At 51.3% G+C, this 20493-nt stretch carries 23 protein-coding genes and 1 pseudogene; 12 read left to right on the top strand and 12 right to left on the bottom strand.

The features are described from left to right. Positions 1 to 175 precede the first annotated feature (175 nt). The 4 genes from AC27N8_RS00245 (at position 176) to AC27N8_RS00230 (ending at position 4325) form a co-directional block, all read left to right on the top strand. The gene (locus tag AC27N8_RS00245) at positions 176 to 697 is read left to right on the top strand and encodes a hypothetical protein (RefSeq protein ID WP_487062774.1); all 522 of its coding nucleotides are present in this window, start codon (positions 176 to 178) and stop codon (positions 695 to 697) included. Positions 698 to 915: 218 nt separating this feature from the next. Next, positions 916 to 1614, top strand: coding sequence for a DUF998 domain-containing protein (locus AC27N8_RS00240; protein ID WP_487062772.1), 699 nt, complete (start codon positions 916 to 918; stop codon positions 1612 to 1614). A 419-nt stretch (positions 1615 to 2033) separates the two neighbouring features. Continuing rightward, on the top strand, positions 2034 to 2912 hold the full coding sequence (locus AC27N8_RS00235; RefSeq protein WP_487062770.1) for an aminoglycoside 6-adenylyltransferase: 879 nt from the start codon (positions 2034 to 2036) through the stop codon (positions 2910 to 2912). 384 nt (positions 2913 to 3296) lie between these two features. After that, positions 3297 to 4325, top strand: coding sequence for an RNA polymerase subunit sigma-70 (locus AC27N8_RS00230; protein ID WP_487062768.1), 1029 nt, complete (start codon positions 3297 to 3299; stop codon positions 4323 to 4325). Between the two features lie 269 nt (positions 4326 to 4594). Here AC27N8_RS00230 and AC27N8_RS00225 read toward each other — a convergent pair whose 3' ends face one another. Together AC27N8_RS00225 and AC27N8_RS00220 are read right to left on the bottom strand one after the other, a co-directional pair. Next, on the bottom strand, positions 4595 to 5605 hold the full coding sequence (locus AC27N8_RS00225) for an aldo/keto reductase (RefSeq protein WP_487062766.1): 1011 nt from the start codon (positions 5603 to 5605) through the stop codon (positions 4595 to 4597). Positions 5606 to 6143: 538 nt separating this feature from the next. Then, the gene (locus tag AC27N8_RS00220; RefSeq protein ID WP_487062764.1) at positions 6144 to 6653 is read right to left on the bottom strand and encodes a pyridoxamine 5'-phosphate oxidase family protein; all 510 of its coding nucleotides are present in this window, start codon (positions 6651 to 6653) and stop codon (positions 6144 to 6146) included. Positions 6654 to 6805: 152 nt separating this feature from the next. Between AC27N8_RS00220 and AC27N8_RS00215 the strand changes: the two genes are divergently transcribed. The 3 genes and pseudogenes from AC27N8_RS00215 to AC27N8_RS00205 form a co-directional block, all read left to right on the top strand. Beyond that, positions 6806 to 7438 carry a TetR/AcrR family transcriptional regulator gene (locus tag AC27N8_RS00215; RefSeq protein WP_487062762.1) on the top strand — a complete coding sequence of 211 codons (633 nt, stop codon included), beginning with the start codon at positions 6806 to 6808 and terminating at the stop codon, positions 7436 to 7438. 208 nt (positions 7439 to 7646) lie between these two features. After that, complete coding sequence (locus AC27N8_RS00210; protein WP_487062760.1) at positions 7647 to 8180, top strand: transposase family protein; 534 nt, start codon at positions 7647 to 7649, stop codon at positions 8178 to 8180. A gap of 555 nt (positions 8181 to 8735) precedes the next feature. Next, positions 8736 to 9002 (top strand): annotated as a pseudogene (locus AC27N8_RS00205) (transposase); the annotation flags it as partial. Between the two features lie 167 nt (positions 9003 to 9169). On the opposite strand, the gene AC27N8_RS00200 reads toward AC27N8_RS00205, so the two are convergent. Beyond that, positions 9170 to 9583, bottom strand: a complete 414-nt coding sequence (locus AC27N8_RS00200) for a hypothetical protein (protein WP_487062758.1) — start codon at positions 9581 to 9583, stop codon at positions 9170 to 9172. Between the two features lie 240 nt (positions 9584 to 9823). Between AC27N8_RS00200 and AC27N8_RS00195 the strand changes: the two genes are divergently transcribed. The 4 genes from AC27N8_RS00195 (at position 9824) to AC27N8_RS00180 (ending at position 11761) form a co-directional block, all read left to right on the top strand. After that, a complete protein-coding gene (locus tag AC27N8_RS00195) occupies positions 9824 to 10024 on the top strand; it encodes a site-specific integrase (RefSeq protein WP_487062756.1) in 201 nt (66 codons plus the stop codon). A 30-nt stretch (positions 10025 to 10054) separates the two neighbouring features. After that, a complete protein-coding gene (locus AC27N8_RS00190; RefSeq protein ID WP_487062754.1) occupies positions 10055 to 10906 on the top strand; it encodes a tyrosine-type recombinase/integrase in 852 nt (283 codons plus the stop codon). Positions 10907 to 10928: 22 nt separating this feature from the next. Then, the gene (locus AC27N8_RS00185) at positions 10929 to 11453 is read left to right on the top strand and encodes a hypothetical protein (protein WP_487062752.1); all 525 of its coding nucleotides are present in this window, start codon (positions 10929 to 10931) and stop codon (positions 11451 to 11453) included. Between the two features lie 161 nt (positions 11454 to 11614). After that, positions 11615 to 11761: a helix-turn-helix domain-containing protein gene (locus tag AC27N8_RS00180; RefSeq protein ID WP_487062750.1), complete on the top strand. Its 147-nt coding sequence runs from the start codon at positions 11615 to 11617 to the stop codon at positions 11759 to 11761. Positions 11762 to 11935: 174 nt separating this feature from the next. On the opposite strand, the gene AC27N8_RS00175 is transcribed toward AC27N8_RS00180, so the two are convergent. The 9 genes from AC27N8_RS00175 to AC27N8_RS00135 form a co-directional block, all read right to left on the bottom strand. Further along, positions 11936 to 12703: an alpha/beta hydrolase gene (locus tag AC27N8_RS00175; protein ID WP_487062748.1), complete on the bottom strand. Its 768-nt coding sequence runs from the start codon at positions 12701 to 12703 to the stop codon at positions 11936 to 11938. Positions 12704 to 12859: 156 nt separating this feature from the next. Beyond that, complete coding sequence (locus AC27N8_RS00170; protein ID WP_487062747.1) at positions 12860 to 13372, bottom strand: RNA polymerase sigma factor; 513 nt, start codon at positions 13370 to 13372, stop codon at positions 12860 to 12862. 14 nt (positions 13373 to 13386) lie between these two features. After that, positions 13387 to 13626 (bottom strand): YgaP family membrane protein, encoded by a 240-nt coding sequence (locus AC27N8_RS00165; RefSeq protein ID WP_487062745.1) that lies wholly within the window; start codon positions 13624 to 13626, stop codon positions 13387 to 13389. Positions 13627 to 13724: 98 nt separating this feature from the next. Beyond that, positions 13725 to 14186, bottom strand: coding sequence for a terminase gpP N-terminus-related DNA-binding protein (locus tag AC27N8_RS00160; RefSeq protein ID WP_487062743.1), 462 nt, complete (start codon positions 14184 to 14186; stop codon positions 13725 to 13727). Positions 14187 to 14317: 131 nt separating this feature from the next. Further along, positions 14318 to 14491: an HNH endonuclease gene (locus AC27N8_RS00155; RefSeq protein WP_487067864.1), complete on the bottom strand. Its 174-nt coding sequence runs from the start codon at positions 14489 to 14491 to the stop codon at positions 14318 to 14320. Between the two features lie 74 nt (positions 14492 to 14565). After that, the gene (locus AC27N8_RS00150) at positions 14566 to 14748 is read right to left on the bottom strand and encodes an HNH endonuclease (RefSeq protein WP_487062741.1); all 183 of its coding nucleotides are present in this window, start codon (positions 14746 to 14748) and stop codon (positions 14566 to 14568) included. A gap of 99 nt (positions 14749 to 14847) precedes the next feature. Next, complete coding sequence (locus AC27N8_RS00145; protein ID WP_487062739.1) at positions 14848 to 16437, bottom strand: reverse transcriptase domain-containing protein; 1590 nt, start codon at positions 16435 to 16437, stop codon at positions 14848 to 14850. 909 nt (positions 16438 to 17346) lie between these two features. Next, positions 17347 to 17670: a group II intron reverse transcriptase/maturase gene (locus AC27N8_RS00140; RefSeq protein ID WP_487062737.1), complete on the bottom strand. Its 324-nt coding sequence runs from the start codon at positions 17668 to 17670 to the stop codon at positions 17347 to 17349. 169 nt (positions 17671 to 17839) lie between these two features. Next, the gene (locus AC27N8_RS00135) at positions 17840 to 18766 is read right to left on the bottom strand and encodes a WD40 repeat domain-containing protein (protein ID WP_487062735.1); all 927 of its coding nucleotides are present in this window, start codon (positions 18764 to 18766) and stop codon (positions 17840 to 17842) included. Between the two features lie 879 nt (positions 18767 to 19645). On the opposite strand from AC27N8_RS00135, the gene AC27N8_RS00130 reads away from it, so the two are divergent. Next, complete coding sequence (locus AC27N8_RS00130) at positions 19646 to 20341, top strand: AraC family transcriptional regulator (protein ID WP_487062733.1); 696 nt, start codon at positions 19646 to 19648, stop codon at positions 20339 to 20341. Positions 20342 to 20493 lie beyond the last annotated feature (152 nt).

The following is a 20493-nucleotide window of genomic DNA, read 5'->3' as shown; positions in this document are numbered from 1 at the left end:
AGCTATTCTGTGCAGGCCATATTGTACCATAAAAGAGGTAAATAGTCTGTGCTTCTTCTTAAGAAGCATGGATATTCTGTGCAGGCCGTATTGTACCATAGAGAGGTAACGGGCCTATGTTTCTTAAAAAGAGGTAACGGGCCTATGCTTCTTAAAAAAGAAAGGAAGAACAACATTGTCTCATTTATTCAGTCGTTTCAAACTTGTGCTCCTTGCCTCCGCCTTGTTGCTTATGCTCTCTGCAATGAGTTTCATCGCCCCCCAGGCGCATGCGGCAAGTGTCAGGCACCTCTCGAAAACTCAGATGGCTGCTCCCTTGACCAACACGGCTCATTGTAGCTCATTAGGATCTCTGATCGAGTACGATCCGATCTATGCCAATGGCACGCAGATTGGCGAACTGCAAGTGTATTATAACGGTTCAACTGGATACAACTGTGCCTATCTCCATACGGGTGGCCCGGCCTATGGCCAGGCACAATATATCGATGTGTGGATCGGGACGTGCCAAGAAACGGGCGGTGACCAATGTACCATCATACAGCAGGACGAGGATGGTTCTTATAACTACCGCTACTATGCTGGCCCAGCCGGGGTCTACGGCAGCGGGCATTGTATCGCAGCTGTGGGCCAGTTAGAATGGCAGAACAACTGGTACGGCGTTGAGACTAATCCGTTTGTTGGCCACTGTGGCTAGCAGATTGCAACGCGTCTCAGTTCTTTCTGATCGGCAGCGTTGGGGGAATTCCTCTTCCAATGCTGCCGATCAGTGCACGAAGACATGTCCAAGGGAGAAACGCACAGAAACTGAAGAAATTCGCTCACACTGCGAAAGGAAGGGAAATGAGTGAGGTGTACACTGAGCTGGCAACCCGGGGGACGGGGTGATGACAAGCAAATTAAGGAGGTATCCACATGTCCCTATCTACGACCACACCACCGCCCGGCACAGCCGGTGGTCTCGTGTTTCCAGCCATGCTTACGAAGCAGGTTGTCTTCGGAGGGTTCTGCTGGCTCCTGACACTCACGTTCTTCGTCGGGCAAATCATCGTACAGAGTCAGATGAGTACACCGTATAGCCTGGCCACCAACGAGATCAGCGACCTGGGTGTTACCATGTGCGGACCGATCACGGTGTTCACCTACCATGCCATCGTTTGCTCGCCCTTGCACACCGTGATGAACGGGACCTTCATCGTGACGGGCCTGCTGTTCCTGCTGGGCATCATCGGCACCCGCCGTGCCTGGCCACGACGACGCCTTACCATCTGGGGGCTGGCCTTTCTGGCCCTGGCTGGCACCGGCGAGATCTTGGCTGGTCTGGCACCTGAGAACGTCAACCCGGGGTTACATGTATTCAGCGCCCTCCTGGGCATCCCCGGCGCCAGCATCGGCCTGCTCCTGCTCGGAATGGCCGTCTGGCGTGGGAAACGGTGGGTGGGGATCTTCTCGCTGCTCTGTGGGACCGTGGGGCTATTCGGCTTCTTTATCGCGCCGTCCACTGATCTGGCTATCGGCGTAGCGGAGCGCCTGGCGAGCTTCCCAACGGTCGTCTGGATGATGGCGCTCGGCGGCTTCCTGCTCTGGTCTGCGGCACGCTCCCAGAAGATGTAACTATAAAAATTCCATGAACGGTCCGGTTTTGATGGGTGGGCGGGATATAACGCTCTTCCCACTTGACATTTTCGAGAGAAGCTCAGGATACGTGGAAAACTCGTAACTGTTCAGGAGGGCTATATCATTAGCTCAATAGAGTGTCGAGAGGCAATGAATGTGAGAAAAACTTGCCCAATCTTGTCTCTGGCAGTTGGGATAGTAGAGAGATCAAGTTGCTCGTTATCACATTGCTTGATAGGTCGAGTCTGGTAACGCGAGAGCGCGGCGAGTGTATCTCTGCCTCTGATAAGAGTACACTCTCTCAAAGAGGAACACGTTAACCACACCTTTCTCTGTTACCAGAACAACTACTCACCCGTTTCCCCTTTAATGGGGACTGTCATCTCTAAATGAGTTGAAGGAAAGGGTACTTGCTCATGGTATTGCATAATAAGGATCAAATCCTCTCGATTCGCAATGGTATTACCTCATTTAGGCCCTTATTGCACGTCTTCGATCATTGCATCACTGAGTTGACGCGCAAGATAAGTATCGGTCTTGCTATGACTGGATCTCTCACGAAAGGAACTGCCGACCAATATTCTGATCTCGATTTTCAAGTGGTAATTCCTTCAGAAACATCTCTTGCAGAAGCAAAGCCCTGGGTTATTGAATGTGTCGCTTCCGCTGGTCAGTTGCTCGCCTTTTTCCCGGCAACCCATCTTGGATTACCCAATCTTCTTATCTTCTTTTTGCAGGTTGAGAGCCAGATCGTGAAGGTCGATGTTCACATGTTCCCCATCGATGAATTTCGCACGCTCTCTCAGCCGGTCATCCTTTTTGATCCAGAAAATCAATTCGTGGGTTCTCCATTGAGAGGAGAGCCCGAAGCATCTCAACTTGCGTTCACGCCAAATTTTGCCGATCTCTATCAGAAATTCTCTGGGTGGACCTGGTACACCTATACGAAACTGGCCCGTGGGGAGTATCTTGAGACTGTAGATGCACTTGATGCCATGCGTTCACAGGCATTGCTGCCTTGTTTGCAGTTCATCGAACACCTTCCCTTTGAAGGATATAGGCGCCTGGAAACACGATTATCGGAGGGTTTTCTTCTTGCTTTAAGGCAAACATATCCTTCCCATTTGCAGCGAGATGAAATCCTGCGTGCTCTCAAAGATCTTGTCAGGATCTTTTCTCAATTACAGCCTCTCATTATTGAGCGGCTGGGTCAGGATTATCGCCAGGCTGATCTTCAGCAGATATTTTCTGCTATAGAGCGGATGGAAGCATTCAACCATTTACGTGATTTTTGAAACAAAACGAGAGCCGAAGGCTCCTCTCGCTGGCCGTACTCTCTTGACTCGTCACGGGCGCTTTGAAGGATGTCCAGTGCTCGCTTTTGAACAATCATGAGAGAGCCCCGTGATGGGTGGGCAGAGAGAGTCAAAGATGCGCCAGATACTCTTGTGGACTGAACTCTGGGTCAATTTGGAGCGTCAGGCCAGTCCCGATCTGCGCATTGGCCCAGGTGTAGATGTGGCGTTTTTGGTTATTTTACTGGAGAGGAGTTGTATCAAAAAGTGGCGATGTTCTGTAGTGATGCTATTTCATCATATCCTATCGCATCAACGCCAAAATAGTTCATTGGGTGTTCTGGATGAGATAACGCAGGTCGCTCGAGAGGAAGAGGTATGGTCATGGAAACACCACCCCAAACCGCCCTGGTGCTCGCTGCTCAAGCGGGCGATCAGAAGGCGTTCGAGACCCTGGTAGGCGCATATCAGCGCGAACTGCTCGTGCATTGTTATCGAATGCTGGGCTCGCTCTCTGACGCCGAAGATCTGGTACAAGAGACCCTGCTGCGAGCCTGGGAGAAACGTGCGACGCTCACCAGCCCGGAAGCGTACCGTGCCTGGCTGTACCGCATTGCCACCAATCTCTGCCTCAATCGACTCACGCGCGCTCCTCGTCGGTTCTTGCCATCAGAAACCCATCCACCGAGCGATCCCCACAGTCCTGAACTCCCACGGCTACGGGAGCCGATCTGGCTGGAACCGTTTCCCGATGATCTCCTCGCCGATCCTGAGGCTGATCCCGAAGACCGCGCGGAGAGGAGCGAACGAATCACTCTGGCTTTTCTGATGGCGCTGCAGCACTTAAGGCCAGTGCAACGGGCTATTTTACTCTTGCGTGAGGTGCTGGAGTGGGAAGCCTCCGAAGTAGCCGAATGGCTTCATCTCTCGGTTCCCGCTGTCAATTCCGCCTTGCAACGTGCTCGACGTGCTTTGCGCCAGAGCCATATCGGAAGCGAGGCGCAGATGGTTCTGCCTCGCCCCCAGTTACAAGAGCTGCTTGACCGCTACGTAACCCTCTGGGAACAAACGGACATTCCCGGTCTTGTGGCGTTGCTGCGAGAGGATGCCTGGTTCACCATGCCGCCGTTTCCCGTCTGGTATCAGGGACGAGTGGATATCACCATACTGCTCCAGACCCATCTCTTTACTCTCGGCTTGCAATGGTGCTTGCTTCCAACGCACGCCAATGGCAGTCCAGCATTCGGACTCTATCGGCGAGAGGCTTTTGCAGACGACTATCAGCTTTTCGGCCTGATGGTTCTGGGCGTGGAGGGTGAGCAGATTGTAAGCCTGATCGCGTTCCTGGAGGTATCCAGCCTCTCCTTTTTTGCCCTGCCGCTCACCCTGCCACGCGTATGTGCAGAAGGGTGAGCAGGACGGAGAAATCTCCCCGTCCATGGAGCAGAGGCACCAATGGGAGGCATTCCGCCCAGAACGGTGATGCATGAGGGCGAACCTTTGTCAGGATTGCAGTTCATTGGTGAGCTTTACAATGGCTTTCGAGAAACTCTTTGTCTCAACAATCCTCCATCTGGCGGTTTCGCCCTCTCGGAAGAACTGCTTCCCTTGCCCCACAACCAGCGGATGAATGGAAAGATCGAACATGTCGAGCAAATGGTACTTGATGCTTATGGTCAGGCTTATCGGCGCGCAAGGAAGGGATCACGCTCACGTGGCATGGTGTACCAGAGATCATTGCAGACTTTGCGCTCTTCGTCATCCAATGAAACAGTGGCACCACGTAAACTTTCCGTGAATTGTTCCGGCTTGCTGGCTCCCAGAATGGCACAGGTAATGCCAGGCTGAGCCAAAACCCAGGCCAACGCCACCTCGACAAGCTTCTTGCCATGCGGCTCTACAATGCTGGCGAGACGGTCAACAGCCTCAAACATGGGATCGCGCCAGTAGCGTCTCTGATACATTTCCCCGCTGTTTTTTAGTGTAAAGCGAGTATTTTGCTCAAGAGTACGGCTTTTTTGATAACGTCCGGTCAGCACACCAGCGGCCAGAGGATTGTAGACGATAACGCCGACGTTATGAGCCTGAGACAGTGGAATCAGTTCGTCTTCGATCATGCGGAAGAGCATATTGTAGCGTGGCTGGACGCTCTCGAAACGGGCCAGATTGAGCAGTTTGCTGGTCCAGAGCGCATCGGCGAGTCGCCAGGCCGGGAAGTTTGAGCAGCCAATATAGCGTACTTTGCCTGCATGCACCAGGTCGTCAAGAGCACGCAGAGTTTCCTCAATGGGCGTGGTTGGATCAAAGGCATGCATCTGATAGAGATCGATGTAATCAGTTTTGAGGCGGCGCAGGCTTTGCTCACAGGCGGCAAGAATGTGACGGCGGCTCAATCCTTCGTCGTTGGGGCTTGGACCCATCTTGCTGTAGCCCTTGGTTGCCAGCACGATGCGATCGCGGGCCTTGCGCTCACGTAGCCAGTTTCCAATGATCTCCTCCGTCTTGCCAACCATCTCTAAATCAGCGTCGAACGGATAGACGTCGGCGGTATCAAAAAAATTGACGCCAGCTTGATCAGCGGCATCCATCAGAGAGAAGGATGTTGCTTCGTTTGTCTGATTGCCAAAGGTCGCGGTCCCCAGACAGATTCGGCTGACTTTCAGGCCAGTACGCCCTAATGATGTAATGTCCATTAATGGCTCACTTTCCTCGTGTTTCTCTGTATTCAAACTCGATGTGTGAGAGGGGTCAATTCCCTTTCACCTCTAGGACACACAAGTGATCCCAAACTCATCGCAAATGATCAGCCAATTTGGGGAAGAGGGCGGTAGCTGCGTCGATGAGCGCAAAAAGGCAAGAGAGGAAAAGAGGTTTTTCCATGACTTTTTGTGGGGAGATTATGCTACTTTTTTGCCCAATTCGAGTGCGTATCCCTTTCAAGCATCATGTGACGAGGTGTCCTTTTGTACCCCGCCTCGTGTGCCGCTTCAGTAAAAGGCCATCCTGCCTAGCCAGAGGATCACTCGCGCTCGTTTTGCTACATCCAGCCGCTCGCTGGTGGCTTTGGCTATGCAGTGCAATTTCTGCTCTTCGGACGATGTAAAAGCGCGCAGCGGATAGTTTTGTGCTTTCCCTCTCCAGGAAAGGCAAGCTTTCGTGCTATTCTCTCGTTGATCATTTTCCGAGCCTTGGAAAAGGCAGGACATCCAGGGCTCATTGCTCCTGGGGGGTTCAGAAAGAAACCATCATGGTCAGGGGATGCACGCGCAAGGCTACCGGAGTAACCATTGCCGCTTGCTGGATGGTCAATCCCATCTGTGAGAAAAATGCCTGATATTTTGCCACCCAGTCGGGAACGTGATCAGACGAAGGATCGTCCAGGCTCACCTTCACCTCACCAGTCAGGATAAAGGAGTCGGCACCACTCAGGTCGAGGTTAAAGTGCAGGCCCACTTTTGGATTCTGCCGAAGGTATTGCCACCGCTGGTCGCGATCCTCCTCTGACGCAGAGTAGATGAGAAAGGTGGATTGTGCCTCATCCCACAGAAACGCGACTGGGAGGGCGTGCGGCGTCTTGGTCGCATCAACGGTGATGAGCCAGAGAAACAGTTCCTCGCGCAGGCGGTGAAGGATCTTCTCCCCAGCAGGAGTCGAGGGATCGGGAGACTGAAAAGGGACCTCGCGATGATGAGGGAGGCTTCCGCGGTTGGGTGTCGAGGGATCAGAAGAGTGAGAAGACATCGATTGCTCCTTTCGTTTGTGTCTCGTTTGTGTCACTGTCGTCAACACATGCCCTTTCCTAAACGCAGGAAAGATTGCATTAAGTATAGCTGGAACTCGTTTGTAATGCAAGGCTCCTGGCGTTATCACGCGACACGAGATATACTGGTGATATGAAGATACCTCGCCCGAATGCGCCCCTCGCCATCCCGACAGGCGATGGGAGAGATGCGGTGCGCCGCCGACCAGGTGGTCGGAGTGCTCGTGTGCAAGTTGCTGTGTTTGAAGCAACTATTCAGCTTTTAGCGGAAAGGGAATATGAAGGGCTTAGCATCGCTTCTATTGCTGAGCGTGCTGGTGTCCACGAAACCTCCCTATACCGTCGCTGGAAAACGAAGGAGCAGTTGATCCTTGAGGCAATCGATCGTCGGGTGGCACAAGAGATCCCTGTTCCTGACACCGGGACCCTGCGCTCTGATCTCGTCGCAGTGTTGCAATCTCTCAGGCTTTTTCTGCAATCGAGGGAAGGACAGGCCCTTTTCCAGACGGCAGTTGCGACGCTTCACGTGCCGGAGCTCCGTGTTCTCCGGCAAGAGCACTGGCGTCAGCGATGTGCTCACCTGCAGATCCTCTTTGATCGTGCTATCGCACATGGGGAAGTATCGCCACAGCTGGATTGCCAATTCCTCTTAGAAATGCTCAGTGGCATCATATACATGCGCTTCTTTGTGGTCAATGAACCGGTTGATGAGATGTTACCCGAACGGGTTGTGGATCTGATCCTTTCAGGGGCAAAACCAGGCTAATTGCTAGCTGACCCACTAGGATAGAGAGACGCGTGTCCAAATGTCCGGCAGAGGGGCGATACTTCCTAGAGTCGTAGTGCAAGATGTGATGTGTGACCTTGACCCACTTTGAAGGCTCTCCCGCAACTTTCGTGCTTCAAATACAACCCTGATTCGTAAAAAAGAGAGAGGAACATTTTTGATCAAACATTGCTTCAAGGTGGTTATCTTGTCACATATTCCCTTTCTGCTCCCAGGTTTTGAGATTCAGCAAGTCACTCGTGTTGAGGGTACGCTGACCATTGCGGCTGTTTCTCCTCGTCACACTGCCATCAGTCCTTCTTGTGGGAAGACGAGCAAGCGTCTTCATAGCTATTCCATGCGTTCACCTCATGATCTTCCGAGTAATGGTCTCCTAGTACACCTTCAACTCTCTGTTAGGCGCTTTCGTTGTCAGAATGAAGACTGTCCTCGCCAGACGTTTGTGGAACGATTGCCGGAACTGGTTGCAGTCTCGGCTCAGCGAACGATGAGGCTGACTCGGCTTCTATATGCCTTCTCTCTTGCCCTGAGCGGGGAAGCAGGGGCTTGTCTGCTCTTAGATGTTGGAGCACTCACCAGTCCTGATACCCTTTTACGGCTCGTCAAAGGCAGCCAAGTACCCATCACAAAGACACCCAAGGCGATTGGCGTGGATGATTTCGGTGCGACACGAAGCTACATCTGTAGCTGTAAGGACTCTCGAAAGGAGACTCTTACCTAGGGTTCTGCCCCAGTGCCCTACCAAGCTGAATCAAGTGCGCTTGGGACAACGTAGCCGCACCCGAAAGGGTGATCTCGAAACCGTAAGAGGACGGGATGACTGCTAGCATCAAGCGGTTGTGGAGCTAGGGCGAAATATGGTATGGCTAACACATGTAAATCGCTGTTAAACGTCGTCATCCACAACAAGCCAAAGATGCTGAGAGGCTTGCCCAAATTTTGCCCAAAAGGGAACGTGGTTGGCTCAGGGGTTCGAAATTCTCCTGACGCAGATAAAAAAACCACCGGCGGAGAGGCGGAGCCTAACCCATATCCGGTACAGTTGTGGAACGTGGTAAACCGATTATGCACCTGGATATTAGGAAAGTACATCGTAAGATGTGACTGCAAGCATAGTCGGTACAGGATGAGGGAGAAAGCGAATGCTGCTCTGTAATAGAGCAGATAGGGGTTGCCTCACGAGAGAATATCGCCCCGCGCGAAAGCGAGCTGGAAGTCCCCCACTTTTGGAGGGTCGGAGAAGAGAAATATGAGAGACTGACATGAGGAGGGTTTCATGAACAAATCTCAGCTGACGTACACCAAAGAACTCAAGCAGCAAGCCGTCATACTTTTTGGAACCAGTGGAAAAAGCAAAACACACATTGCCAGAGATCTCGGCATTTCTGATAGTGCATTAAGTAAATGGTGCAAAGAATTTGGAGAGCGAGGAGATATCGCATTTTCTGGCAAAGGACATCAAAAGCCACTTGAAGAAGAAATGAAGAAATTGAAACGTGAAAACGAGATTCTGAGGCAGGAAAGGGATATCTTAAAAAAAGCCATGAGCATCTTCGCGGGTAGTGCTCCACTAACTGGTGACTGAGCATAAAACCCCCTTTCGGAGATACACCCGAGGTTGTTGAGCGATCGTAGGATCAGTTGGGAGGCGTTTTCGCGGACGTCCTGGCCGCTTTGGTTCGATCCAGGCAGCAGGAGCGACCTTGTAGGTCAACAATTCGGCACACTCCAAATATGATTGGTGAGCCCACTGGCCATCGCTGGTGTACACGCTGATCCTCGATGCGTTGGTTTGCTCAACTCATGATGAGGCCAACAAAAATTGTAGGTACAGCCGATCAGATACATACCGCGTTCTAGTCCATCCAAACGGCAGGCGGCATGACGACATTTGCGTGTCAATGCAGCCAGTCGTTCTCGCACTGTTCCATTCAGACGTTCAATAAACGCCGTATTGAGCACTGTTCCTCCTCCTGAGATCTGAAGCAGCTGTTCAGCTTGTTCCAATGTTCCTCGAGTCATCATACGCGTTACTTCAACCACACGTTTTTTCTCCGTGCGCTTGATCACTGTGGCAATACAGAGTTCTGACCACACCTGCAAACATGCTCGCCCTCTCCCCACTGTTCTCTTCACCTTGTCGCGAAAAGCGCGTTGAATGCTTTTCGGGTAGGGTAGGCACCCGGCGAGGTACATTGCTTTATGGAGACAAAGATAGCATGGTGTAAAGAGAGTCAGCAGAGTTGCCTTTTAATCCCTTTTCAGACATTTCCGATGGAAATATAGGGAAAAGAAAGTATTGCTTACTAACGTCAGGAGTGATATACTTCCGGCGTTAGCTGTTGTTACAAGGGAGGGGTTGTGATGGTTCGGGCGGTTTGGGCAAAGCAAGAAAACAACAAACAACTCTATCTAGTGGATAAAAATTGTGAGTTCATCCTTCCAGTCAAACGTTACCTCGACTATTTGATTGCTCTAGAGAGATCTCCCCACACCTTAGAAAACTACTGTCGTCATTTGTGTCTCTACTTTACCTTTTTAGAACAAGCTCATCTTGATTGGTAGTATGTTGCTCCTGATGATCTTGTTCGCTTTGTGCAATGGCTTCGTGATCCACAACGCCAGGTTGGAACACTTGCAGTTTACAGTACCAGTCCTCTCAGCGAACGAAGCGTCAACACCATCGTAACAGCCGTCAGTAGCTTCTATCGCTACCAAATCCAACGAGGAGAAACACTCCAGAATCCAGTCCTCTACGAGCAAATTTCGAATCGTTTCAGTGGCTTCAAACCCTTTTTAGTTCATACCAGTCGTGGAAAAACCATCAAGCGAGTCGTCAAACTCAAGGAGCCGGCGAAACGTGTCAAAATCGTGAAAGATGCGGATTTCGAGACATTTTTGGCTGCCATTGACAATTTTCAGTTTCGCTGTATTGTTCTTCTCATGAGGGAAGGGGGCCTTCGCGTAGGTGAGGTACTCGGGATTTTCATCCAAGACCTGGAGTTCCACCGTAACGGCCTTTGGGTTCGACGCCGATCAGGGTTAGAGAATGGCGCACTTGCCAAAAACATGATAGAAGGTGAGGAGCGCTTCGTTGATCTGTCGCCAGAACTGATGGCGTTGCTTGATCACTTGCTTCTACAACACACCTTCGATACAGATCATTTCTTTGTAGTGCTCAAAAAGAATGCGAAAGATAAGTGGGGCCAATTCACCTACGGTTCCCCACTTGATCGAGAGGCCATCAAAGGGCTGTTTCGCCACTACAGCAAAAAAAGCGGTATTCCCATTCATGCTCACCTCTTACGACACTGCCATGCCACCGAACTTATCAAAGCAGGATGGGATGCCAGCTACGTTCAAAAACGCCTCGGGCATGCTCAAGTGCAAACCACCATCAATACCTATGTGCATCTGGATGATGATGAAATGAATCATTCCGTTTAGAAAGATATCAATAACTCCTGAATTGACTGATGCCCAGAAGAAATTCTGGAAACTTTTACAGGAGGAGGCTAATCGCGCACTTCCTGTCATCAAACTGTGCGAAAAAGCAGGATATTGCACGAAGACTCCCTGGTATGATGCCATACGAGACGAAACCTTTCGAACAAAAATAGAGGCTATCGGAGTACCAATTCAGCGTGCAGTCACCTACAAGGGGAAGATAGAATTGGCACAAGATGCCGAAGAAGAATGGGCGAAAGATATTATCGATATGCGGCGCTTGGTTGCAGATTATCCGAAACATATGGGTGCTGGTCATTTCAGGCTCAATTTTTCTTGTATTCGTAACCCAAGCTTGAGAAATCTGACTAAGCGTTATTTTCGGGCACATATAAGCTTCTGGGATGCAAGCACTTTCCAATCGGTATTAAAGGCCCTGAAGCCCTTTTTCTTTGCATTAGGAAACAGATACCCAGAAATGGCGTCATTTGCCTCCCTTACCCAGAAAGATGATCGAGCCATTGCTGATATTGCCAACATGGATTGATTCTCGTGGGTATATACACGCGATTTCAATACACAAAAAACATCGCATGTGGACGAGACCGGTGGCTGCATTGAGGGGGATCTTACATTGGTTTTACGTGATGAGCACACCATTTCTCACGATCTTCCACTCCCGCTCATGAACAGCAACGCCCCTCGCGATTGGCCACCAATCAAGAACGCTTTGACTTCATGATCGAATTACAAAAGCTTGGTATTCCACAAGAGGAGATTGCTCGGCGACTCAGGGTCACGAAGCGGACCATACAAAATTGGAACACGAATGGGAGTTGTCTTGGAACGAAGTGAGGCTGACCCGCTTAAAGTAGAGCAGATTTCTCTTCTCCAACTCACCAAAAGCGGGTCAAGGTCATGCTTTCGATACGTTTGTTTTTTTTATCGTCGCAGATGGCAGTGTCTTGCCGCTCCTTTTCCTCTCTCTCAAAAAACCTCTACTCGTAAGGGACGACCCCGTACTTTTCCTCATTTTGCGGTGATGTGAGCCTGGACGAAAGCAACGGTTTCTTCGACAATACGATCTTTATCGGTATCAACGGAGGCAAAATGATAGGAGTCCTCCAGCCAGAGCAACCTCTTTTCCTTACTGCGAATATGTTCGTAGATAAAGAGGCCATTGGCTGGTGGGACAACGTGATCCGTACGCGATGTGACAATGAACGCGGGACAGACGATCCAAGGAAGCATTTCCTCAGTGACTTTAAGAATGGCCGCTGCATGCTTGAGTATAGCGGTCGGCAACAGAGGATAAGCACCCTCACTGGCTCCTTCCAGCTTGACATCACCTGCGAAACCATGCACATGTGCAGGGGCATCTGGCAAAAAAGCGAATCTGACGAGGTTGGGATTGTGAACAAAGATGCCTGCATTGATAGGAATAACCCCCTGAAAGCGTTGGGGATAGAGACCAGCTAGTAAGAGCGAGAGGGTACCGCCGATGGATAACCCGCTTATAAACAAGGATGTACATCGTTCTTCCAACCAGACAAGGGCTTGCTCGATATCGACCATCCAATCCTGTGCAGTAGCGGTGGCTAGATCGGCGGTCGAGGTGCCATGACCCTTGAGACGTGGGACCGCAACGCTCCATCCAGCCTCGGCATATTTATCCGCAAGGTGGCGCATACTTTGTGGAGAAACGGTCAGGCCGTGTATCAGCAGTATCCCAACCGTGCCTCCTTCTCTATAGTAAGGCTCTGCTCCTGGCAGAATAGCATTTTCGTGTTCGCTCATGATGTTATCTCCTTATATGAATGGGTATGGAATGCTTTCCTTCTGGGTGCCAAAGGGGCCGGAAGGAAAGCATTCCAAGTGGTCTGGCAATGACCAGATAGCCAAATCTCATGTGTGCACGCGCTTCTCGATGGTCTCGTGCGCCTCGCCTGCCAGTTATTTCCAATCCTTAAGGCTCAGGCGCAACATGGCTCTGGCACGATGAAGGCGACTCTTGACAGCCATGACCGTAATCCCGAGCCGAGCCGCAACCTCTGATGCAGGCAACTCTTCGAGGTCGCGCAGGAAAAATACGTGCCGCTGTGACGGTGGCAGCGTCGCGAGAGCCGAAGCCAGGTCATGGCGCAGGGCGATTTGGCGTTCGGTATCCTCATCGGATGGGACAATTTCTAGAAGGGTGCGGGTCGTGCCTGTTCGTCGAGTAAGTTTGAGCAATCGAAAGCACTGATAGCGCACGACTGTGAACAGCCATGATCCAAATGCCGATGCCACGCGCAAGGTGCCAATCCGTTGAGCGGCAATCCAGAGCGTTTCTTGCACTGCATCCTCGACATCTTCGGGAGTTGCACAGAACTCTCGTGCAAAGCGGATCACGGACGGGTGGTACTGAAGCAGCAGTTGTTCTATTGCTTCGGGATCTCCACTGATCGCATCGTTGATGAGTTGCATGTCAGGAGATGGCTTCATTGTGCACGCTGGTTCGACTTGAGCTTGCGTCCAACTAGGGCGCAAGCAGGACACCATCCGACGAAGCCAGTAGCCGCAACGAAGAGCGCTGAGACGAGCAACGCCAGGGCGAGCCAGTTGGAAAACGCACCATGCGCAGGCTGGAGGAAGAGGAAGAGAGCACTTGCTGTCAGACCAATACCCAGCACGACACGTAGGATACGCTCAAAAGAAGGAACGTTTTTCGTATAGAACATAATTATTCTCCTTATAATCTGGTAAACAATACTGTTTCCTCATACTAAGAGACCAGAAATGATCAAAAGGGTTCAGCGAATTTTCAATTGCTCTGATTTCACTGGCATGTCAGCAAGGTTGAACAACGGTACTCCGTGAGGTAATTGCGTACCACCGTTTCTGAACCAAGGTATCCTTGAGCATGAACTGCTTGAGAGAGGAAGGCGATAGTGTGTTCTCCGGCAGTCCATTGCGTGCGGAGACATGGGAGGGAAGGAGCGATTTTGTGTCCTTGATCACTGCGTGCTTTGGGAAAGTGTTCTGCCTGAGCATACTTCACTGCGGTCTTTTTGTGGATACCAATCATACGAGCAATCGAAGCACCACTCCATCCTTGCGCTGATAGTTCGCGAACTCGCCTGTAGGTCGCGAAGCGTCGCTCACGTCTCGCTTGCCGAAGTTGCTCCGTTTGGGAACGAACCATGCTGTGCGCCTTGGTTTGCTGGTCCAATGTGGCAATCACCTGTTGCTCTTCGTCAGACGTCAACGCACGTTTCGCCTCGGCATGATGCCGCGCCAAGACGTTCTCCAATGCCTCGCCCACATTGTGGTGGGATGGGGAGCCGACGAGGTACCATGAGATTGCGGCCCTTTTTCGACCCCTTCCCCCAAACCCATCGTGCAGCTTTCACTGCAATGGGCTTTCCAGCATCATCTTTTACGTGAAATGGACATTGGCTTTCGTCTCATCGGTCTTCCATAGGTTACGTCTTGGCGGCATGTAACGCACAACACCAGCTTTTTGCGCTTTCGTGGCGCCATGATTTTGACCCATGCCGGTTTTTCTCGGCCGTCATAGGATTTGAGGTTTTTCGGCGCTCGGATGTGGTTGGGTCGGGAGCGGTCGTCCCTTATGGGGATCGCCCGTCACCCGCCCGCCGAACCGTGCGTGCGCCTTGTCAACGCACACGGCTCTTGTTTACGCGCTTCCTGATGGACTCTTTGTCAGGGAGTGTGCCTGCATGAAGTTGGTGATGGCAATTCCGGCACAGGACAAGTGTTTTCCTGTGACGGGCTGCCATCATACGCTGCCAGAACGCTTTTCCTTTCGCTACATCTTTCAGCTTACGGATGTGATGCACCTCAAATGGCCCTTCCGTCGTTTCGCAATACTCGCATTGCTTCTTGCTCAGTCGCTTTATGACTTCAGAAAAGCTTAGTGTCCAGACATACCCATTCTGCTAAACATCGAGTTGGGCGTCGTTCGGTACGGGTTTTCTGAGGTCTTTCAGGCGAAAAACCTTCGTGTAGCGTGTCTCTTGCTCCCTTTTCACAGCGAGCTTGAGTCCGTCTTGCGTCTTGAGCCGTTTGACAATTTTGTTTACGCTCGTTTTGTGCTTGTTCGCCAGGGTCTTCAGAAGACTCGTTTGCCAGATCCATTCTAGCTTGTGCAGGGTCTTTTTCACCCCGGTTGCTAGAGCGTAATAGTTTACCAATCCTGCGAATTCTCCGTTGTAGGCAAGAATGATTTCGGCATCAGTGAGATTCATCCATTGCGGTTTGTGGGTTGCCTTCCCTGTTGCGTAAACCCCATACCCCCTTTGCGTACAAAACTTCTGCATTTTGTCCTGGGGGATATGAAGTTGGATCGCCTCAGAGAGCGACTTTACCCAAGTATGGCGCGTGCCGCGCTTGAGCTTGATAACCCGATCTGCTGAGTAGATTCTCAACTCGTACCCGACGAACGTCACGCCCTTTTTACTGTGGCTGATATGCGATTTCTCTTCGGCTATGGTCAGTCGGAGGTCGTGCTCGATGAATTGTCGCACTTCCTGTCGGACTTGCTCCGCATCTGCACGCGAACCAATGATTCCGATACAAAAATCGTCGGCATAACTACAGTAGAAGAGGCGCTTGTATCCGTCGTCAAACGGATCTCCGCTTGGTATCTGCTTCCGCAATTGGTCGATTCGTCGTATTTCCTGTTGGATGCGCTGAAGCTCGTGCTTTGCTTCCTCCCTTCCCTTCAGGCTATCCCATTTTTCTCTGAGTGATCGAATTTGGTAGGAGTAGTGCCGGTACAGGGGGTTCTCTTTTCGTTTCTTCCCCTGATCAAACCGGCGTTTCGTCGCGCTCATGAACGTGTCCAGTTCGTGTAAGAGCACGTTGGCAAGGATGGGAGCACAGATGGAACCCTGAGGGACACCGCTGTAGGTGGCGTGATAGCGCCAATCCTCTATATAGCCAGCATCGAGCATGGCTTGGATGAGGCGAAGAAAGCGTTTGTCCTCAATCTTCTTCGAGAGTAATGCGACCAACAGATCATGTGGGATCGTGTTGAAGTAATCTCGAATATCCATGTCCACAAACCATTTGACTGCCTGCCATTGTCGATCTATCTGCTCTAATGCGGTATGTGGTGATCGTCCTGCTCGAAAACCATGCGAATGGTTATCAAAAATGGGTTCGTAGATCCGTTCCAGGATGATTCGCACCACCTCTTGAACCAGTTTATCATCCCCAGAAGAGATGCCGAGTGGGCGTTTCTTGCCATTTTTCTTTGGGACGTAGGTCCGGCGAACTGGTTGAAATCGATAGGTTCCGCTTTTGAGTCGCGTAATGATGGACGTGACCCGTTCTTCGGAGAACCCATCAAGAGTCACTTCATCTACGCCTGGCGTCATTGCCCCAGCGTTGGCATAGATGTTGGCGTAGGCTTCATGCCACAAGATCGGGTCTTCCAACAATCGGAAGATCCCATTGATCCGTTTCCCTTGTTTTGAGATCGTCTCAAGTGCTTCTAATCGCCTAATGACTGTAGCGGATAGCATCAGCACATCCTCGCTTTCGGGTATTTTGAAGCTGTCGTAAACTCTTCCCCTTCCCCCTGATAGCGGAGGTTTCACGGATATTACTATCCACTTATCCTTGTACCAGTATCACATCCACATCGTTGCGGTGCAATCTGCGGAACCCATTACAGGCCCACCTTGGGTATTACGGGAAGTCCGTACCCTTGCAGAGTTGATGCTCTGTTTAGGGCATCCCGCCTTTACAGCAGAGTGAGATACGGCGTGCCCAGGCGTCCCGTTCGTCCCTTGTTTCCCTCGTACAAAGGGTCTGCTAGCGCCGATGGATATGCTTTAAGTCCACCAATTAAAGCGTAGGCGCTAGTCCTAACGTTTGTAGCCACCTTCCGTTAGGGCCATCGAAAAAGCCAGCGGGACTAGGATTCAAACAGTGTCGTCTTCGCCATACACGCCTTGTACTGGCCGTTCAGAAGATCGGTGACTTCTCCCTACCCAGCCTTCCCCACATGCTATGGTCGCCTTCCTCTTTCGAGGGGAGGGTAAGTGGGGTGTACAGAGAACCCTCCATCAGTTCTCGCACCATCTGGTGCGCTCTATCTCTGCCGCCGAAGCGGCGCACATGAACCTCGATCTTCTCAGTCAGACGGGTCGCCCCGCAATACTCGCAGATCTGGGCCAGGAGTCGTCCTTCGAGTTCTGATCGGGTATTTCAAATCTGTCGTTGAGGCTGGTCGTCTATCGAGGCTTTGACATCCCATTTTAATGGAACGGCTCCCCAGGTCGCTACCAGTGTTTTTTTTTCTCTCGTGGCACAGTCACTTCCAACATTTTTCCGTCGATGTTGAGGGATGTTTTGTACGTGGCGTAGATAGCAGCCACTGTGGTTTTGTGCTTGTTTGCTAGCGTCTTTGTTAACGATTGCTCCATGGTCTATTTGAGGGTGTTCAGTGAGGCCATATTGTAGGCACCGTGATAGTAATTCGCGATGCCCCGATATTCGAGTTGGTAGGTTGCTATGATCGTGTAATCACTTTCATTGAGCAAATCCGCCCGATGAATGGCCTTGTTCCCACGTTGGTAACGGTTGCGCTTTTCTATCAACATGGCTCGTGGAATACGAAGTCCAATCCGTCCATTGATGCTTCGCCGTTTGAACCCAGCTTTGGTTTTACTCTGCTTGGCATTGGAATGAAGTGTCGTGATTTCATATCCGAGAAAGCTGGCAGCGCTGGTTCTTGCGTGGAGTGTACCCATAGAACGAGACCATACAAAAGAGATGCTCTTTGAGCTCCTTTTCCTGGCTGACGGGGGAGCTCTCCCTTAAGGATTTATTCACCGTCAACAGAAGGAAACGATCCGCTTCTCATGGGGCAGCATGCTATCTACTTCTCTGATTTGTGGTCTCGAAGAAGGGTTCATTCCACTATCCATTCCATTGCTTAACCGCCGCTTTTGGCCAAGGGAGCCAAGGGAAGAGAACAGAGACCGGCCAGATATGTACGCGGCCCCTGACATCAATCGAGGCGATGCGCTTGCCATCGGGAGACCAGGAAAGCGATCTGGGGCCATACTGGGTTTTCGGAGGGACCAGATACGGTTTGTCTCTCAGATGACCACCATAACTGCGTTCTCGTTTTCCAGTTTGCCAATTCAGCAAGATGATCATGTCACCATCAATCAGCGCCAGATGTTGGCCATCTGGTGACCACGTTCCACACAGCGAGAGAGCAAGAGAGCGGGAGTCGGTCAGACACGGTTGGGTAAACACCTCCCAGAAGCTTCCCAAAGGTTTCGGAGCAGAGGCTTTGAGTGCTGCCATGGCGTGCTTCACAATTGAAGTTAATGTTCCTCTTTTTAAGGAACTTCCCCAGAGTTCGTGAGAGGGAAATTGACAGGCCAGCGCCCCATCAGTACTCTGCCAAAGCTGGGTTGTTCCTCCAATGGGGGCAGAGCAACCAGAGGAAACAAGTAACGTACTGTCTGGGGACCAGGTGAGCTTGTCCACGTAGGAACTCTGTTGATGCCCGTGATATTCGACAAGTGACGTGCCAGTATGTGCATCCCAGATATATACCCGCCCTCCACGATCCAGGTTCGTACTGTGAGCAATACGTGTCCCATCGGGGGACCATGCCATCTGTGGTCCGCCTCGCCATTGACGCAATGTTTTTCCAGTAGCAAGGTCTCGCAGGGAGAGATCAGATGAAGCACCGATTGCAAGAGTTGTGTTAGTAGGAGACCAGCCGACGTAGTGTTTCGAGCTGACCAGGCCATGGGTGTATATCATGACTTGCGGCGTTGAGCCACGAGCACGCCTATGGAAAAAGGCGCGGGGCAGATATGGAAACATTGAGAGACCCTTTCATTTATAAAGGTTTTTGTTGAGAAGAGCATAACACAGAAAAAAATGCTGCGCATGGGGCATCTGACCTCTGTGCTATCACGTATTTCCACCTCAGCCAAATGTTCTCTTCTTATTACTTGACCGGCTCTCCAGGAAGTGACATTCAAATCAAATTGTGTGCTCGTTAGGAGTTAAATCGATGGGTCATAGCCAAACGCTCGAAGATATAGTGTCCTGCTTTCATTGCTAGCTCTCACGGCTGGGCGATCTCTGTCCTCCTTTGCGATGGTTACTTCATTTGGCTTTCGATGCAAGCCCCATGAGAAGCGTTGGACGTATTCGTTTCTTTTTATGAAGAGTAATATATCAAATGCTGAGCTTATGTGAGCTATTCAAGGAGGAAATGCAATGTCCAGCAATCCTGTTCTCCGATCACACAATGTGCCTGCCTTGCCGCGCTGGTTCGGACCTAGGGCCAGCCCCGATGATCCGGCCGTCTCGGCCCTGACGAGGAGCTACCTGATCCACTCCTGTATGATCCTGATATTCACAAATGTCATCGCAACGGAGCGTATCGTCCGATCACAAACGTTCCACCCCAGTGCAAAGTCATTCGTCTTCCAGAACATTCCCTTTCGAAGCGGTAACAGGCCGATGGAACGAGAAATCTCAGGAGAGGAGAGCCGTTAGGCTCATCAAGCATCCTTGGGACCTTGAGGCTGCGCCCAATTGCTGGGATGTCCACCCTAGCCAGGAGCGTGAAGTAAGCGATGCTGCCCGGCCTGACCCTTGACGGAGAGGGGAGACTCTAAGAGCGAGAGCGACTGGGCTAGCGTGCTTCATCAATGCAGAACCTCAGTCGCTCTCAGCGCGAAGCGCTCGCCCTTGACGCGAGAGGGCGGTATCGCCCACTCTCCTGGCGTACCGAAATGCCAACTTGCCTCCGACACACAGCCATTTCTCAGCCTGTGCCTCTCTCTTGATCCCAGTATTGTCCGTTCGGTTATGCTTGACGCCGGTTATGTCCCGACAAGAACACCTGTCGGAGTCAGGGCTATCGATGTACGTCTTCTGGATGCCAATCTGTTAGAGGCGGCGGTGCTCCTCACCAGACTTCTGAATGCTCCAGCCGGAACCCCAATTCTGCTACCGCTGATCATGCGGGAGATCATTTATCGGCTTCTGATAGGAGAGCAAGGCACCCGATTCCGACACCTGGCGGCGTTTGGAGATGAGTCTTCTCCTAGTGCAAAAGCCGTCGCACTGCTTTGTCAAGACCTCAACCGTCCCCTGCATATCGAGCAACTTGCCCATGAACCGGGCATGAGCGTGTCAGGATTTCGCCAGCACTTCAAAGCGGTCACCGCACGAAGTCCTTTACAATTTCAGAAGCGGTTGCGGCTGCAAGAGGCAAGACGTTTGATGTTATTGGAAGTTCTTGACGCAGCAAGTGCGGCCTATCGCGTGGGCTATCAGGATGCCTCCCACTTCAATCGGGAATACAAAAGTCTCTTTTGGTGCTCCCCAATACGAGATGTACAACATTTGCGGGCAGAGGCACGTTCCAACGCTGATCGATGAGGAAGGTCGAGATCACCAATCTGAACGAGCCTATTAAGAGACCACGTCTAAGAAGCCCTCACATCTACATGCAGGCATTTCATAGTAGCTGTGATGCCAGAGAAGAAAAGTGCTTGTCCGAGGGCGCGATTTTCCTCTCTTTCATGCTATTA

Source organism: Dictyobacter sp. Z7_2 (assembly GCF_057551105.1).
Note: the sequence above shows the minus strand (reverse complement) of the source record. Positions and strands in the feature narration are given on the sequence as shown.